General features: G+C 31.3%; 20 protein-coding genes. 2 read left to right on the top strand and 18 right to left on the bottom strand.

The window, feature by feature from the left end:
* Nucleotides 1-4 precede the first annotated feature (4 nt).
* From AC5SLZ_RS01960 to folE, 6 genes are all read right to left on the bottom strand, one after another.
* A complete protein-coding gene (locus AC5SLZ_RS01960; protein ID WP_494615941.1) occupies nucleotides 5-1,624 on the bottom strand; it encodes an ABC transporter permease in 1,620 nt (539 codons plus the stop codon).
* Nucleotides 1,625-1,702: 78 nt separating this feature from the next.
* Entirely contained in the window at nucleotides 1,703-1,897 is a 195-nt protein-coding gene (locus AC5SLZ_RS01955) for a hypothetical protein (RefSeq protein WP_494615940.1), read from the bottom strand.
* A 6-nt stretch (nucleotides 1,898-1,903) separates the two neighbouring features.
* Nucleotides 1,904-2,923, bottom strand: coding sequence for an extracellular solute-binding protein (locus tag AC5SLZ_RS01950; RefSeq protein ID WP_494615939.1), 1,020 nt, complete (start codon nucleotides 2,921-2,923; stop codon nucleotides 1,904-1,906).
* 132 nt (nucleotides 2,924-3,055) lie between these two features.
* Nucleotides 3,056-3,943 (bottom strand): LysR family transcriptional regulator, encoded by an 888-nt coding sequence (locus AC5SLZ_RS01945; RefSeq protein WP_494615937.1) that lies wholly within the window; start codon nucleotides 3,941-3,943, stop codon nucleotides 3,056-3,058.
* A complete protein-coding gene (locus AC5SLZ_RS01940) occupies nucleotides 3,943-4,944 on the bottom strand; it encodes an MDR family oxidoreductase (RefSeq protein ID WP_494615936.1) in 1,002 nt (333 codons plus the stop codon). Before AC5SLZ_RS01940 ends, AC5SLZ_RS01945 begins: the two co-directional genes overlap by 1 nt.
* 1 nt (nucleotide 4,945) lies before the next feature.
* Nucleotides 4,946-5,563, bottom strand: coding sequence for a GTP cyclohydrolase I FolE (folE, locus tag AC5SLZ_RS01935; RefSeq protein ID WP_494615935.1), 618 nt, complete (start codon nucleotides 5,561-5,563; stop codon nucleotides 4,946-4,948).
* A gap of 76 nt (nucleotides 5,564-5,639) precedes the next feature.
* Between folE and hisI the strand changes: the two genes are divergently transcribed.
* Nucleotides 5,640-6,107 carry a phosphoribosyl-AMP cyclohydrolase gene (hisI, locus tag AC5SLZ_RS01930; RefSeq protein WP_494615934.1) on the top strand — a complete coding sequence of 156 codons (468 nt, stop codon included), beginning with the start codon at nucleotides 5,640-5,642 and terminating at the stop codon, nucleotides 6,105-6,107.
* Nucleotides 6,108-6,482 carry a DUF2237 family protein gene (locus AC5SLZ_RS01925; protein WP_494615933.1) on the top strand — a complete coding sequence of 125 codons (375 nt, stop codon included), beginning with the start codon at nucleotides 6,108-6,110 and terminating at the stop codon, nucleotides 6,480-6,482. It abuts the gene before it with no gap.
* Nucleotide 6,483: 1 nt separating this feature from the next.
* On the opposite strand, the gene AC5SLZ_RS01920 is transcribed toward AC5SLZ_RS01925, so the two are convergent.
* The 12 genes from AC5SLZ_RS01920 to AC5SLZ_RS01865 are packed head-to-tail and all read right to left on the bottom strand — an operon-like array spanning nucleotide 6,484 to nucleotide 15,969.
* Nucleotides 6,484-8,103: an electron transfer flavoprotein-ubiquinone oxidoreductase gene (locus AC5SLZ_RS01920; protein ID WP_028037184.1), complete on the bottom strand. Its 1,620-nt coding sequence runs from the start codon at nucleotides 8,101-8,103 to the stop codon at nucleotides 6,484-6,486.
* Nucleotides 8,104-8,125: 22 nt separating this feature from the next.
* On the bottom strand, nucleotides 8,126-9,079 hold the full coding sequence (locus AC5SLZ_RS01915; RefSeq protein ID WP_028037185.1) for an FAD-binding protein: 954 nt from the start codon (nucleotides 9,077-9,079) through the stop codon (nucleotides 8,126-8,128).
* A complete protein-coding gene (locus AC5SLZ_RS01910) occupies nucleotides 9,079-9,828 on the bottom strand; it encodes an electron transfer flavoprotein subunit beta/FixA family protein (protein ID WP_028037186.1) in 750 nt (249 codons plus the stop codon). The genes AC5SLZ_RS01915 and AC5SLZ_RS01910 overlap by 1 nt, the downstream gene beginning before the upstream one ends.
* On the bottom strand, nucleotides 9,828-12,257 hold the full coding sequence (locus tag AC5SLZ_RS01905) for an FAD-dependent oxidoreductase (protein WP_028037187.1): 2,430 nt from the start codon (nucleotides 12,255-12,257) through the stop codon (nucleotides 9,828-9,830). The genes AC5SLZ_RS01910 and AC5SLZ_RS01905 overlap by 1 nt, the downstream gene beginning before the upstream one ends.
* A 56-nt stretch (nucleotides 12,258-12,313) precedes the next feature.
* A complete protein-coding gene (locus AC5SLZ_RS01900; protein ID WP_494615931.1) occupies nucleotides 12,314-12,790 on the bottom strand; it encodes a hypothetical protein in 477 nt (158 codons plus the stop codon).
* Complete coding sequence (locus AC5SLZ_RS01895) at nucleotides 12,759-13,328, bottom strand: NAD(P)H-dependent oxidoreductase (protein ID WP_028037189.1); 570 nt, start codon at nucleotides 13,326-13,328, stop codon at nucleotides 12,759-12,761. Before AC5SLZ_RS01895 ends, AC5SLZ_RS01900 begins: the two co-directional genes overlap by 32 nt.
* 16 nt (nucleotides 13,329-13,344) lie before the next feature.
* A complete protein-coding gene (locus AC5SLZ_RS01890; protein WP_028037190.1) occupies nucleotides 13,345-13,758 on the bottom strand; it encodes a DUF6691 family protein in 414 nt (137 codons plus the stop codon).
* On the bottom strand, nucleotides 13,755-14,174 hold the full coding sequence (locus AC5SLZ_RS01885; protein ID WP_028037191.1) for a YeeE/YedE family protein: 420 nt from the start codon (nucleotides 14,172-14,174) through the stop codon (nucleotides 13,755-13,757). The genes AC5SLZ_RS01890 and AC5SLZ_RS01885 overlap by 4 nt, the downstream gene beginning before the upstream one ends.
* Complete coding sequence (locus tag AC5SLZ_RS01880) at nucleotides 14,174-14,608, bottom strand: CoA-binding protein (protein WP_028037192.1); 435 nt, start codon at nucleotides 14,606-14,608, stop codon at nucleotides 14,174-14,176. Before AC5SLZ_RS01880 ends, AC5SLZ_RS01885 begins: the two co-directional genes overlap by 1 nt.
* Before the next feature lie 3 nt (nucleotides 14,609-14,611).
* Entirely contained in the window at nucleotides 14,612-14,809 is a 198-nt protein-coding gene (locus AC5SLZ_RS01875) for a hypothetical protein (RefSeq protein ID WP_028037193.1), read from the bottom strand.
* The gene (locus tag AC5SLZ_RS01870; protein ID WP_028037194.1) at nucleotides 14,809-15,588 is read right to left on the bottom strand and encodes an enoyl-CoA hydratase; all 780 of its coding nucleotides are present in this window, start codon (nucleotides 15,586-15,588) and stop codon (nucleotides 14,809-14,811) included. The genes AC5SLZ_RS01875 and AC5SLZ_RS01870 overlap by 1 nt, the downstream gene beginning before the upstream one ends.
* A gap of 6 nt (nucleotides 15,589-15,594) precedes the next feature.
* A complete protein-coding gene (locus AC5SLZ_RS01865; protein ID WP_028037195.1) occupies nucleotides 15,595-15,969 on the bottom strand; it encodes a cytidyltransferase in 375 nt (124 codons plus the stop codon).
* Nucleotides 15,970-16,052: the final 83 nt, after the last annotated feature.

Here is a 16,052-nt window from a genome sequence, read left to right as displayed (position 1 = left end):
TCAATTAATCCTTAAGAATATATCTAGATGTAATTAAAATAAAGAAACTTGCAATAAGAATAAGAAATAACGAGGGAGCTGCAGCAGCTTCTAATAAATCTTGAGAAGCATAAATATAGGCTTGAGTTGCAAAAGTTTCAAAATTAAACGGTCTCATTATTAATGTTATGGGTAACTCTTTAATAATTTCGATAGAGATCAAAATGCCTATCAATAGAATAGAATTTTTTAAATAAGGTATATGAATATTCTTAAAAGTTTTTAATTTTGAGTAACCAAGTAAATAAGCACTTTCATCAATTGAATAACTTATTTTTAAATAACCTGATTTAATTCCATTATTTGCAAGTGAATAAAACCTAATAAAATAAACTATAACCAGACCTAAAATAGATCCAATAAAAATTGATTTTATATTTTTTAGATCGAAGAAACTAATAATGTTTTTATCAAACCAAGAGATAAAAGTAATAAATGCTACAGCTAAAATAATCCCAGGAATAGCATAACCTGATATTGAAAAAGTAGTTAACATTTCTAAAAATTTACTTTTAGACAATCTATTTCCATAATTAGAAATAAAGGCAAAACTAATTAAAACAATACTTGATAATAAAACTAAGATTATAGTATTGGAAAATAAATTAATTAGATCTAAATCAATTAAATGCTTTGGAAAAACAATTGTCCAATAAAGCATTTGAAGAACAGGAAATAAAAAACTTACAAAAAAAATTAAAAAACAAAAAGAAAAAGCTAATAAAGATTTATAACCTCTTAAAGTAGTTAATGATTTCTTTTTAAATCCCCCTTTGGTTGGAGAATGATATTGAGCTTTTCTTCTAGATAGATTTTCTAATACAAACAATCCAAGTATAAAAATTAACAGATAAAAAGATAGCTGATTTGCTAAAGCAAGATCATCAAATGAAATCCATGCATTATAAATTCCAGTAGTAAGAGTGGATATTCCAAAAAATGATACTGCACCAAAATCAGATAAAGTTTCCATTGCAACAAGTGATAATCCAGCAACTATTGCAGGTCTTGCAGAAGGTAAAATTATTTTAAAAAAAGATTTTTGTTTACTAAAACCAAGATTTCTTCCAAGTTCTATTAAATTTTGAGATTGATGGTGGAAAGAAGCTCTTGTTAACACATAGACATACCCAAATAATGAAAACGAAATTGCAACTATCGCTCCCAACATTCCATCAAACTTAGGTATTTGGGAGTTATAATCACCATCTCCAAATAGATTTTTTAAAATTGAAAAGGCTGTTCCATAATTTTCAAAAAAAGCTGTTAATGAATAAGCGTAAATGTAAGCTGGCACTGCAAAAGATAGGATTAATGCCCATTTAAAAAAATTTGATCCTGTAAACTTATAAAAGGAAACTAAGTAAGCACTCGACACTCCAATTATAAAAGTTAAAAATAATACCCCAGATAAAAGAGTTAAAGAATTAAATATATAATCGTAAAGAAATGTATTCTTGATAATAGAAGAATATTCACCAGTGCTATCAAAAAAGCTAGAAAATACAGTAACAATTGGTATTGCTACAACAACTGAAATTAAAAAAGAACTTAAATACCAAATATTTATTTTTCTTAAATACATACTTACCCTTTATAATTAAGTGAACATAATTAATAGAAGGGTAAAGACTATTAAATTATGTTCACTTTTTTTTGAAAATTAATCCACTTTGTTAAAAACACTTATGAGACGATCAATCTCTTCGTTTTTAATATCAGATAATTTTCTATTATTTATTTTAATTTCAATTTTTTTACATTCATTTGCACATGGTTCACATGTTATCTGACCCACTTGAGAACCATTTACATTGGAAGAATTATTTTTATCAAAATTAAATAAATTTTTTTCCATTATTATTTATTTCCACTTAGCAGCAAGCATGCACTCCAATGCTATTGCTTGATTTTTTCCATAATTAATAACTTTAGTATTCAAATCTTGTTTAAAGCCAAGACCCATTTGTTTAACAAGATCATGTGGTTCAACACCATCAATCATTGGATACTCAAATGTGTTATTAACAATATGCTCTTGTGCTTCTTTTGTTAATAAAAACTCAAGAAGTTTTTTTGCATTTTCTGGATTTGGTGCATTTTTTAATACTCCACCTCCGCTAATATTCATATGAGTTCCTCTATCACCTTGATTTGGGAAAAATGGCAATACTTTTTTAGCAGCTGCTTGTTGTTCTGCTCCTTTTTTTCCAGACAACATTAATGCCAAGTAATAAGTATTAGCTACAGCTAAATCAGCCTCTCCTGCTGCAACTGCTAATATTTGAGCTCTGTCATTTCCTTTTGAGTCTCTTGCCATATTAGCAACAACACCTTTTGACCATTCACAAGTAGCTTTTTTTCCATTATTTTTTACTATTGAAGCAACAAGTGATTGATTATAAATATTATTTGATTTTCTTATAACAACTCTGCCTTTCCATTTAGGATCTGCAAGACCTTCGTAAGTCATTCCATTTAACTCATTGGCATTAACTCTTTCTGGAGAGTAATACATAATTCTTGCTCTCTTAGCTATTCCAGTCCAGTTTTTAGATCTAAAGTTTTTTGGAACAGCGGCCTTGATAGTTGAAGTCATTGAATTTTGAAACATTCCTTTAGCATCAAATGCGCCTAATCTTCCTGCATCTGCAGTAATATAAATGTCTGCTTTAGAGTCAGCTCCTTCTTCTATTATTCTTTTTTGAAGAGCTTTATCTTTTCCCGATACAACGTTTACTTTTATGCCTGTTTTTTTAGTAAATTTTTCATAAAGCTGAATATCTGAGTCGTAATGTCTTGCACTAAATACATTAACTTCAGCTGCAAAAACCATATTGGTAAAGAAAACCAAAGCTAGTACTAATAAACTTTTTTTTTTCATTTTATCCTTTTCTTTACCCTTATTGATTTGCGACTGAGAATTATTCTCATTGCGAATGATTATCAATCGCATATATTGTCGCAGTTGTAAAGGTTTTTTTATATGAAAGATAAAAATTAGTTAGGAAACTTTTTATTTCCAGTCACCAATTTTACTAAACAAGAAATTTCTAAAAGCTTGAACTCTAGCGGTATTTTTAAGTGATTGAGGGTAAACAAAATGAGACTCTGTAATCGGTCCTTCAGATTTAGGTAATACTTTAATTACATTTGATGAATTTGACACCAAATACTCTGGTAAAGCAGCTAGCCCCACTCCAGATTCTACCGCTAAAAGTAGACCCATAACACTATTTACTTTCATAACAGTTTTTCTTTTTTTACCATCATGCATTCCAAGTTTTAATGCCCAATCTGGATTATAAACTGGAGACGGCGCACCTTTTCCAAAAGAAATAAAATTATGTTTGTTTAAATCAGCAATTGTTTTTGGCATTCCAAATTTTTCCAAATATTTATTAGATCCATAAACATAATATTTAATATCAACTAATTTTTTTTGAATATAATTTAATTGTTTTGGTCTTCTCATAAAAATACCAATATCAGCTTGTCGTGTGCTTAAATCTAATTCTTTGTCATCAAATACTAATTCAATTTCTATTTCAGGGTTTAATCTCATAAACTCTTGAATTCTAGGTGTTAGCCAGTGTGTGCCAAAACTTCTAACAGTTGTAATAGTTAATTTTCCTGTTGGTTTATTTTTTTGGTCTCCTAATGATGTTTCAACTTCTTTTAGTTTGCTGATTACCTCATGTGCTGTTTTAAAGACATATTCACCATTTTCAGTAAGAGTTAATCCTCTAGCATGTCTTTCAAATAATTGAACTTTTAGATCTTGCTCTAGTGATTGAATTTGTCGACTAATTGCAGATTGACTTAGATTTAGATTGACTGTTGCATTAGTAAAACTACCTGCTTCAGCTACTGCATGAAAAATTTTTAATTTATCCCAATCCATTATTTGTTTAAATCAACTATAACTCTACCAGAAATTTCACCTTTTAAAATTTTTGGATAAGTTTCAATCAATTCTTCTAAGCTAACTGTTAAAATTGATTTTTCAAGTAAATCAAAATCAATTAATTTAGAAGCTTCTGACCATATAAATTCTCTTCTTTTAATACTGCAATTTGCAGAGTCCATTCCCCAAAGTTTAATTCCTCTTAACATAAAAGGGATTACGCTTGTATTAAGTTCATTATTATTTGCATTCCCACAAACTGCAATAATACCACTCGGTTTTGTTTGAACTATTGCGTTTGCTAAAATTTTTCCACCGACAGTATCGACTACACCATCCCATAAACCTTTATCAATTAATCTTGGGTCCTTGTCAAATTCAGACCTATTTACAACATTTTTAGCACCTAGTGACTTTAAGTAATCAGATTTAGAATCTTTTCCTGTAACAGCAGTAACATTGTAACCTAGTTTTGATAAGGCCATAACCGCTACACTACCTACACCACCTGTAGCACCTGTTACCAACACATCGTTAACTTTTTCACCCAATAAAATACTTTCTCTTGCTTGAATTGCAAAAGCACTCATTAAAGAAGTAAATCCAGCTGTACCTAATATCATTGCTTGTTTACTCGTTAGATCTTTAGGTTTCTTAACTAAAAAATCTGCATTAACTTTTGCTATTTGTGAATATCCACCAAAGAAAACTTCGCCAACTCTAAAGCCTGTTAAAATTACTTCATCACCTTCTTTGAATTTTAAGTTTTCACTTTCTAAAACAGTACCTGAAAAATCTATTCCTGGAATATGAGGAAACTCTTTAACTAATCTTCCACCATTCTTTAGAATCATTCCATCTTTAAAATTAAGATCTGAATAATCTACTTTAATAGTTACATCGCCATGTTTTAAAAAGCTTTTATCAATTGATTTTACTTCTCTAGTAAAATTATCACCTTCTTGATTGATAATTAATGCTTTGAATTGATCTGACACTTTAATCTTTTGTGATACTTATGAATCTTAAATATCTATTTTGAAAACTTAGATCTTCTTTAAATTGTCCCAAATAGTAGTTTGTAACAGTCGATGCTTGTTCTTTTTTAATTCCTCTCATTGTCATACATTGGTGAGTTGAGTCGATTGTTACTGCTACACCTTTTGCATCTAATGACTCCATTAATGTCTTAGCAACTTGCATTGTTAGTCTTTCTTGTGTTTGTAACCTTTTTGAAAATACTTCCACAACTCTAGCAAGTTTACTTAATCCAACAACTCTTTCTTTTGGTATATATGCTACATGAGCTTTACCAATAATTGGAGCCATATGGTGTTCACAATGACTTTGAATAGAAATATTTTTTTGAATTACCATGTCGTCATAACCATCTACATCTCCAAAAGTTTTATCTAAAATCTTACTTGGATCAACTTTGTAGCCAGCAAAATATTCTTTATAGGCCTTCATTACTCTTTTTGGAGTTTCCAATAAACCTTCTCTGGTCGGGTCTTCGCCCAACCAAGTTAAAATAGTCTTGAATGCTTCTTCAGCTTCTTTATCAGAAACATTGTTTGCATCTAATATTTTACCTTCATTGTCTTTAACTAATTTCATAGCGCCTTTTTATACAGTAAATACTCATTTTTAAAATATTTAATATATCTAGATTTATGCTAAATAATCAATCCATATGTTCAAAAAGAGAGAAAATGTCCTAGAAATAGAAGAAGGAAATCTTCTATCGCCTAAGTTTGATAATGATGGACTAATCCCTGTAATTACCATGTGTTCTAAAACAAAAGACGTATTAATGCATGGGTATATGAACGTTGAAGCTTTTAAAAAAACCATTGAAACCAAAGAAGCTCATTATTTTAGTAGATCTAGAAAGGCTATCTGGCACAAAGGCAAAACTAGTGGTTTTACTCAGAAAGTAACTGAACTAAGAATTGATGATGATCAAGATTCAATTTGGATGACTGTTGATATAGGTGATGGTGCAAGTTGCCATGTTGGATATAGATCTTGTTTTTATAGATCAATCCCAATGGGACCAATTGATAATGGTCGAGAAATAGAAATGAAATTTTTAGAAAAAGAAAAAAAGTTTGATCCAGAAGAAGTTTATAAAGGTCAACCTAACCCAACAAAAATCTAAATGAGTGAAAAACAAAAAAATGTTCTAGGTGAAGATCTAGAAGAGTGCTCCAACAATCCTTTAACAGGTTGGTACCGTGATGGTTGTTGTAATACAGATGAAAATGATCATGGTATTCATACAGTTTGTGCAAAAGTAACAACTGAATTTTTAGAATGGTTAAAAATTGCAGGTAATGACTTAATTACACCGCATCCAGAATTTGGGTTTCCTGGTTTAAAAGATGGAGACGGATGGTGTGTTTGTGCAAGCTGGTATGCAAAAGCAGTTGATGCTGGAAAAGGTTGTCCAATATTTTTAAAGAGGACTCATAAAAATACTTTAAAACACATGCCTATTGAAACTTTAAAAAAGTTTGCAATAGATTTATCTTAATTTACATATTTCCATATTTGGGTCCACCACTACCTTCTGGTGTAACCCAAGTAATGTTTTGCGAAGGCTCTTTGATGTCGCAAGTTTTACAGTGAATACAATTTTGGGAATTAATTACAAATTTATTTTGATCATTTTCTTTTTGAACCTCATAAACTCCTGCTGGACAATATCTTTGAGCAGGTTCATCAAATTTCTCTAAAGTGTAACTAATTGGTAAATTAGGATCTTTAAGCTTTAAATGAACTGGTTGATTTTCAGCATGGTTTGTACCGGTAAGATAAACAGAGCTTGTTTTATCAAAAGTTATAACATTATCATATTTTGGGTATTCTATTTTAGGCATTTCATTTGCTGGTTTTAATGTTTCGTGATCAGCATGTTTGTGTTTTAAAGTAAAAGGCAGCTTTCCTTTAAATAAAATTTGATCAATTCCAGTAAATATTATTCCAAGTAATAAACCCCAGCTAAAACTAGGTTTTACATTACGAGCCGCATGAAGCTCTTCATAAACCCAGCTCTTTTTAAATTCCTCTTCATAAATTGATAAACTTTTTTTTTCTTTAATATTTTTAATTATTACTTCAGCAGCAATCATTCCACTTTTCATTGCCGTATGAGAACCTTTAATTTTTGGCATATTTAACGTTCCTGCATCACAACCAACCAGTAATGCTCCAGGCATGAACATTTGAGGTAAACTTTGAAGACCTCCTTCAATTAATGCACGCGCTCCATAAGAAATTCTTTTTCCACCTTCAATAATTTTTTTAATTGCAGGATGAATTTTAAATCGTTGAAACTCATCGTATGGAGAAAGATGTGGGTTTTTGTAATCTAAGCCAATAACATATCCTAAAAATACTTGCTTATTTTCAGCATGGTACATGAAGCTGCCTCCATAAGTATTGTTATCTAATGGCCATCCAGCAGTATGCATTACCATTCCTTCTTCATGATTTTTTTCTTCTATCTCCCAAATTTCTTTAAAACCAATTCCATACTGTTGAGGGTCTTTATTCTTTGAGAGATTAAATTTTTCAATTAATTGTTTTCCTAAGTGACCTCTACAACCTTCTGCAAATACAGTTACTTTTCCTAATAATTCTATCCCAGGCTCAAAACTATCTTTTTGATTTCCATCTTTATCAATACCCATATCTTGCGTTGCAACACCTTTTACCGATCCATCTTCGTTATATAAAATTTCACTTGCAGGAAATCCTGGAAAAATTTCAACACCCAAGGCTTCAGCTTGTTCTGCTAGCCATCTACATAAATTTGCTAAACTAATTATATAATTGTTATGATTTTGCTGAACCTTAGGAAGTAGCCAGGTTGGCCAACTTAATGATTTAGTTTTTCCTAAAAATAAAAATTTTTCTTTTGAAACTTTGGTTTTAATCGGTGAATTAAGCTCTTTCCAATTGGGTAAAAGTTCATCTAATGCTCGTGTTTCAAAAACATTCCCACTTAAAATATGAGCACCAATTTCTGAGGCTTTTTCTAATAGACAAACATTTAAGTTTGGATCAAGTTGTTTAAGTTTAATAGCTGTAGATAATCCAGAAGGACCACCTCCAATTATTACAACATCATATTCCATCGACTCTCTAGCCATATGATATTTTTATCTTTAAGAATTATTTTTGTATAGTGTTTAATTTGTTCAGCTCTTCTAAGAACTGTGGCAAAGCTTCAAACAGATCTGCTTCTAAACCATAATCTGCAACACTAAAAATTGGTGCTTCACCATCTTTATTAATTGCAACAATTACTTTACTTTCTTTCATACCTGCTAAATGCTGAATAGCTCCTGAAATTCCAACCGCAATATATAAATCTGGCACAACAACTTTACCTGTTTGGCCAACTTGGTGGTCATTACTAATATATCCCGCATCAACCGCTGCTCTTGAAGCTCCTATTGCTGCATTTAATTTATCTGCAATAGAAGTAATTAATTTAAAGTTATCTCCACTTTGCATCCCTCTTCCACCTGATACTACTATTCTTGCTGTGCCAAGCTCGGGTCTATCTGATTTGACCTCTTCTCGTTTAACAAATTTTGTTAACGAAAACTCTTCTCCTGCTTCAGCAGTTTCAATTGGTGCTGATCCCCCAGAGCTTTCACATGGATCAAAAGAAGTTGGTCTAATAGTAATACATTTTTTTGCATCAGAACTTTTAACGGTTGCAAAAGCATTTCCTGCATAAATAGGTCTAACAAAAGTGTCTTGAGATTCTACTTTAATAATATCACTAACTTGTGATGTATCTAATTTAGCAGCTATTCTTGGCATTAAATTTTTACCAAATGTATTTGCTGAACAAACTATATGTGAATAATTATCTGCAAGTTTTGTAACAGCTGGAGCAAAATTTTCTGCTAAAAAATTTTCGTAATAAGCAGCTTCAACTGTGATTACTTTTTTAACCAAGGGTAGTTCTGAGGCAGCTTTTGCAGCATCCCCACAATTATTTCCAATAACTAATGCATGAACGTCGCTATCTATTTGAGAAGCTGCCGTTACGGCATTTAAAGTAAACGATTTTAGCTCTTTATTGTTATGCTCTGCTATTAATAATACTGACATTAGATTACCTTTGCTTCATTTTTTAATTTTTGAACTAGTTCAGCAACACTTGAAACCTTAATTCCAGCTTTACGCTTAGGGGGTTCTTCAACTTTTATCTGTTGTATTTTAGGTGCTGTATCAACTCCTAGATCTGATGCATTCATTTGCTCAATAGGTTTTTTCTTCGCTTTCATTATATTTGGTAGTGAGGCATATCTTGGCTCATTTAATCTTAGGTCACAAGTTACTATTGCTGGAGTATTGATTTCGATAGTTTCTAAACCTTCATCAATTTCTCTAACTACTTCAAGTTTTCCATCTTTCACTTCAATTTTTGAGGCAAAAGTTGCTTGAGGCCAATTTAATAATGCACTCAACATTTGTCCTGTTTGATTGCAATCATCGTCAATCGCTTGTTTACCCATGAAGACTAAATCTGGTTTTTCTTTCTCAACAATTTTTTGTAAAATTTTTGATACAGCAATGGGTTCTATTACACCTTCCGCTTTAACATGAATTCCTCTATCAGCTCCAACCGCTAAAGCTTTTCTTACAGTTTCCTGAGCTTTTTCTTCACCAACAGTTACAGCAATTACTTCTGTTGCTTTTCCACTTTCTTTAATCTTTACTGCCTCTTCGATTGCATTATCATCTGGTGGATTTGTTGACATTTTAACATTGTCAGTAACAACACCTGTTCCATCTTCTTTAACTCTTATTTGAACGTTGTAATCAATAACTCTTTTAACGGCGACTAAGATTTTCATTAAGCTCTCAATAAATTATTTTCAGAATCGTATGGACTCTCTTCTAATACAGTAGCCTCATACATTTCACCTAAAATATCAACTTGTAATTTGTCGCCTACATTAGCATGCTCTGGTTTAACCATAGCAAGGGCAATTGATTTATCTAATCTAAAACCAAATTCACCTCCTGTTGCCCTTCCAACAACCTTTTTATCTTTATAAATTGGGTTATTTCCTAAAACATCAGCATCTTTAGTGTTATGAATTTCAAGAGTAATAAGCTTGTTATCAAAACCTTTTTCTCTCCACTTATTAAGGGCCTCTAATCCAATAAAACTTCCTTTATTAGGATGAACAAATCTATCTAACCCAGATTCGTAAGGCGAATATTCAATTGAAAGTTCAGTACCAACTAGTTTATACGATTTTTCTAGTCTTAAGCTATTCATTGCTCTTATACCAAAAGGTTTAATACCTAAGCCTTTTCCAGCTTCCATTAACTTGTCAAAAATATGATTTTGATATTCAATTGGATGGTGAAGTTCCCAACCTAATTCTCCAACAAAGTTTACTCTCATGGCATTAACAGGAGCATATCCAACATCAACATTTTGTGCAGTTAACCATTTAAAATTTTCATTTGAAAAATCATCAGCAGATACCTTTTGTAACAACTCTCTTGATTTAGGACCCGCAACAACTAGTACACCTGTGCTGTTAGTTAGATCTTCAAAAGTAACACCTTCATTTGGCATCCATTTTTTAATCCAGTCATGATCTAATCGTAAGTTTGCTCCAGCAGAAACTAAATAGAAACTATTTTCAGACTCCCTCATAATTGTAAATTCTGAATGAACCCCACCTTTAGTATTAAGCGCATGACACAAACCAATTCTTCCAATTTTTTTTGGAAGTTTATTTGCAACTAGATGATCTAAAAATTCTTCAGCCTTAGGACCTTTAATTCTGCATTTTGCAAACGCTGTCATATCTAAAAGGCCGACATTATCTTTTACATTTTGACACTCTTTCTTAATAGCATCAAACCACTTAGATCTTCTAAAAGACCAATCGTCTTTTTGTTCCATGCCGTCTGTTGCAAAAAAATTAGGTCTTTCCCAACCAAATTTTTGTCCAAAAACTGCACCTAAATCTCTCATTCTCTCATAACAAGGTGAAGTTCGTAAAGGTCTTGCAGCTGGTCTCTCTTCATCAGGGTAATGTGTAATAAACACATGACTATACGCTTCTTCATTTTTAGCTTTTAAATAAGACTTAGTTGCGTAATCTCCATAACGTCTAGGCTCAACTCCAAGCATATCAATAGTTGGTTCACCATCAACAATCCATTCAGCTAATTGCCATCCTGCTCCACCTGCTGCAGTAATTCCAAAGCTGTGTCCTTCGTTAATCCAAAAGTTTTTTAATCCCCATGCAGGTCCGACAATTGGATTACCGTCTGGTGTATAACAAATTGCACCGTTATAAACTTTTTTAACGCCAACTTCTCCAAACGCAGGAACACGGTGAATTGCTCCTTCTATGTGTGGTGCTAATCTATCTAAATCTTCTTGAAACAATTCATATTCTGAATCTTTTGAAGGACCATTAACATAACAAGCTGGTGCACCATCTTCGTATGGACCTAAAATTAATCCACCTGCTTCTTCTCTCATGTACCATCTATTATCACTATCTCTTAGAACTCCCATTTCTGGTAAGCCATCTTTTTTTCTTTTTTGAATTTCAGGATGTGGTTCAGTTACAATGTATTGATGTTCAACTGGAATAACAGGAATATCTAAGCCTACCATTTTACCAGTTTGTCTTGCAAAGTTTCCTGAACAAGAAATAATATGTTCGCACTCTATAGAACCTTTGTCAGTTTCAACAACCCAACCATCTTTAGTTTGTTTCATTGAAAGTACACTTGTGTTTCTATAAATCTCTGCACCTAGATTTCTTGCACCCGTAGCCATTGCTTGTGTTAAATCAGCAGGCTGAATATAACCATCTTCTGGGTGTTGGATTGCACCAACTAAATCTTCTGTATGGCACAAAGGCCAAATTTCTTTTACTTGATCAGGAGTTAAAAATTTAACATCAACGCCAATAGTTTGGGCAACACCAGCGTACTGATGATACTCATCCATTCTATCTTTGGTACTTGCTAAACGAATATTTGATACAACACTAAAGCCAACATTTTTTCCAGTTTCTTCCTCTAGTTTTTTATAAAGATCAACCGCGTATTTATGAAGTTGTCCAACTGAATAACTCATATTAAATAAAGGTAATAATCCTGCTGCATGCCAAGTAGATCCAGAAGTTAATTCTTTTCTTTCAACAAGAACAACATCTGACCAACCTTTTTTTGCTAAATGGTAAAGAGCACTAACTCCTACAACTCCACCACCAACTACAACGACTTTAGTTTTTGTTTTCATTCGCGATTCCTACTAAATTTTTTGAAATAACGAAACAAAATTGTATCTGTGGATAATTAAATTGAACTCCCTAGTGGGATCGGGTTTGAGACCATAGTGGTCAACCAACAATCCTTTAACAATCCATCAAGAGTGTACTTTTCGACTTGCCAATTGAACTTATGATAGATCTTATTCTTATCTAATATTATCACCTCAAATTGAGCCCAATTATCACTACTTCCAAGCTCTGTTATAGTGTGGCTTATGTGATCTAACATCATTTGATATGCGTCTCCCTTAATCATTCTTTTAAAGTTGGGTAAAGGGCCAGTAACTTTTTTATTGTTAGGGTGAGCAAAATTCCAGGTTTGCTCTATGCCACTATCTTTAAAATCTAAATCATTTTTTTTAAGTCCATTTAGTTGAATTTTAACCACTTCTGATGGCCTTATATTACTACTAGGTTTTAGGATTTCTGCGGTTGATGAAGATAAAAGAATTGAATAGATAATTAGGGCTTTAAATATTGTTTGCAGTTTTTTTAACATCATCTAAAAATTCTTTTCTCTTTGCATCGCTAACAAAGGGTACTGCAAAATATCTTCTATAGACAATGTTATATATGCCACACATGTGAAACACCCCTCTTTTTAATCTTCTAATCGGTAGATTTAAAAAGAAAGTGGTTATTGCTAGCCTTGGTGATCCATAGGTGCAAAAAATAATGGCTTTTTTATCTTTTAGATTTCCAATTGGATAACCATAATTTCCAACTAATTTTTTAAAAGTGTAAGCCCAAGGAGGAGAAAGCACTTTATCTATCCATCCCTCAACTATTGCTGGCATTCTAAAATTCCAAATGGGTGCAATTAAAACAATTGTCTCACAATTCTCAATTCTTTTTCTATGATCAAGAACTTCATCATCTGGTTTTTCTCCAGCAAACACTGGGTTAAATTTATCTTTATATAAATCTACAACATCGACTGAATGTCCTTTTTCTTCGGCTGTTTTTTTAAAAATATCTCGAATTGCAGCGTTAAAAGAATTTTGATTATAATGACCAAAAACTAAAAAAATTTTACTCATAAATTTTAAATATATCTTAAGAACTTAATTTAAAAAATTTTACCAAATAAAAACCAACAAACATAGCAACAACAAATGTAATAGAGTTTATATTCAATAATGCAATAGATGATATAGCTGGACCAGGACAAAGTCCTCCAAGTCCCCAACCTGCTCCAAATAAAGCAGCTCCTATAATTAGTCGTTTATTTATATCTTTATTTTTTGAATAATTAAAACTATCAGCAAGCAAAGGTTTTTTATTATTTTTTATTAAATGGAATAATGGTGAAGAAATAATTAGAGCTCCTATCATTACAAAAGCTAATGATGGATCCCAATTTCCGAATACATCTAAAAAACTTAAAACTTTTTCGGGATTAATCATTTCTGAAATAACTAATCCAGTACCAAAAATTATACCTGCAAGTAGAGAAATCAATTTATTCATATATAATTTTTGATTAACACAGTTAATATTCCAACAATCATAAATGTTATGGTTGCAATAATAGATCTTAAAGAAAATCTTCCAATACCACTTATTCCATGACCACTAGTGCATCCTCCACTAACTCTAGTTCCCATTCCAACTAGTAAGCCAGCACAAATTAACAAGATTAGTGAATTTGAAATTGTGATATTGATCTGTTTGTTAGTAAAAACTGTATAAAGTATGGGGCCTATTACTAAACCAATTAAAAACAACAAATTATCAAATCTATTATTTTTTTCTGACAATGCATTGGCAGCTATTCCACTTATTCCTACTAATCTTCCATTAAATAAAAAAAAAATAACTACTGCTAGGCCTATTATCATCCCGCCAAAAGTAGCAGTTATTGGTGTAAAATTTACTATATTCATTAATTACTCAAAACTGGAAAAGCTTGCACCTTTCCTAAAAAATATTTTTGATATTCCATCTTTGTGCATTTATTTTCAATATACTCAATATTATTTTTTTTCATTAAGTCTTTGGCCTTTTCATCCCTTATACCAAGTTGTAACCATAAAACTTTTGCACCAATTTTTACTGTATCCTCTGCTATGCCGTATGCTTCTTTTGAAGGTCTAAATACATCAACTATATCAACTGGTTCTTTGATATCTGTTATTTTTTCATATACCTCTTCTCCTAAGATTTTTTCTCCTTTTGCTCTCGGATTAACTGGAATAACTTTAAATCCATATTTTTGCATATATTTCATTACTATAGTCGATGGTTTAGTAGGATCTTTGCTCACACCTATCATTGCAATAGTTTTATTTTTTGAGAGAATATCTTTAATCTCAGACATGAATTATTTATTCTTTTTAATCTGATCTTCACAAAATTTACGAGCTTTGTCTAAATCTGTAATTTTTGATTCTGATAATTTTTGACTTCCAGCAAGGCAAGCATCAACAGCTCTTTTGAAATTATGATCTTTAAAACTTAAAGCAAAATACATACCCAAAATAACAAAAATAATAATTAAAATATTTTTTTTGTTTTTCATCATTTATGTTTCCAATTTGGTTTTCGTTTTTCTAAAAAAGCAGAAATTCCTTCTTTAGCATCCATAGCCATCATATTGATTGTCATCATTTTACTAGTATATGCATAAGCTTTATTTAATGGCATTTCTAATTGTTTATAAAAAGCTTGTTTACCGATCTTAATTGTTAAATTTGATTTTGAGGCAATAGTTTTTGCAACTTTTAAAACTTCATTATTTAATTTTGATTTTGAATAACAGTTATTAATTAATCCAATTTCTTTTGCATAGTTTGCTTTAATGGGTTCTCCAGTTAACAACATTTTCATCATTGGTTTTCTATGAATTTTTCTACTAACAGCAACCATCGGAGTACTACAAAACAATCCTATATTAACACCTGGGGTAGCAAATAATGCTTCATTGGTGCTGTAAGCTAAATCACAACTTGCAACTAGTTGACATCCTGCAGCAAACGCAGCTCCATGAACTTTAGCAATAACTGGCTTTCTTCCTTCAACAATTTGGAGCATTACTTTAGAGCAAAGATTAAATAACTTTTGGTACTTATCTCTTTTTTTTAAACCTCTAACTTCTTTTAAATTGTGTCCAGCGCTAAAGCCTTTGCCAGCACCTTCTAAAATAATAACTTTTATTTTTTTGTCAGCATCGAGTTTTTTAAAAGCTTTAAGTAAATCAGTTAAATTTTTAAACGATAATGAATTATAAGTTTTTTGCTCGTCAATAATAATTGAAGATATCTCACTGTTAATTTTTTTAATCTTAATATTGCTACTCATTAAGGTTTATTTTAATTTGCCTTCTTCTCTCATTTTTGCTCTTATTTTTGTGGCAGAAATTTCCTGAACTTCTTTTGATAATTCTATTTCTTCAATTTTGTAACCAACGCCGCGTCCATAACAAATGTTGGTAATATTGGGCACCATCATTATTTTAAATTGACCTTTAAATTCAGGGTTTAATTTTTCTTCTATATTTTTTTTAACTGTCTCAAAATCAAAGGGATTATCATCAACACCTTGTACATCTCTAATTTGAATGCAAACTTGGCCCGTTTTTTTAATAATTTCTTTAAACAAAGTATAATGGCCATCATGAAAAGGCTGCCATCTTCCTAGCATTTGTGCAGTTGGTTTTTTATTGTCCCATTGATAACTCATATTTACTCCTTTACAGTTGAGTTTATTCTTAAAAAATTAAATTAAAAGACTTTATTTGATTTATTTAAATTAATAAATTTTGA

The sequence above is a fragment of the Candidatus Pelagibacter sp. PS_06 genome (genome assembly GCF_059418045.1).
Note: the sequence above shows the minus strand (reverse complement) of the source record. Positions and strands in the feature narration are given on the sequence as shown.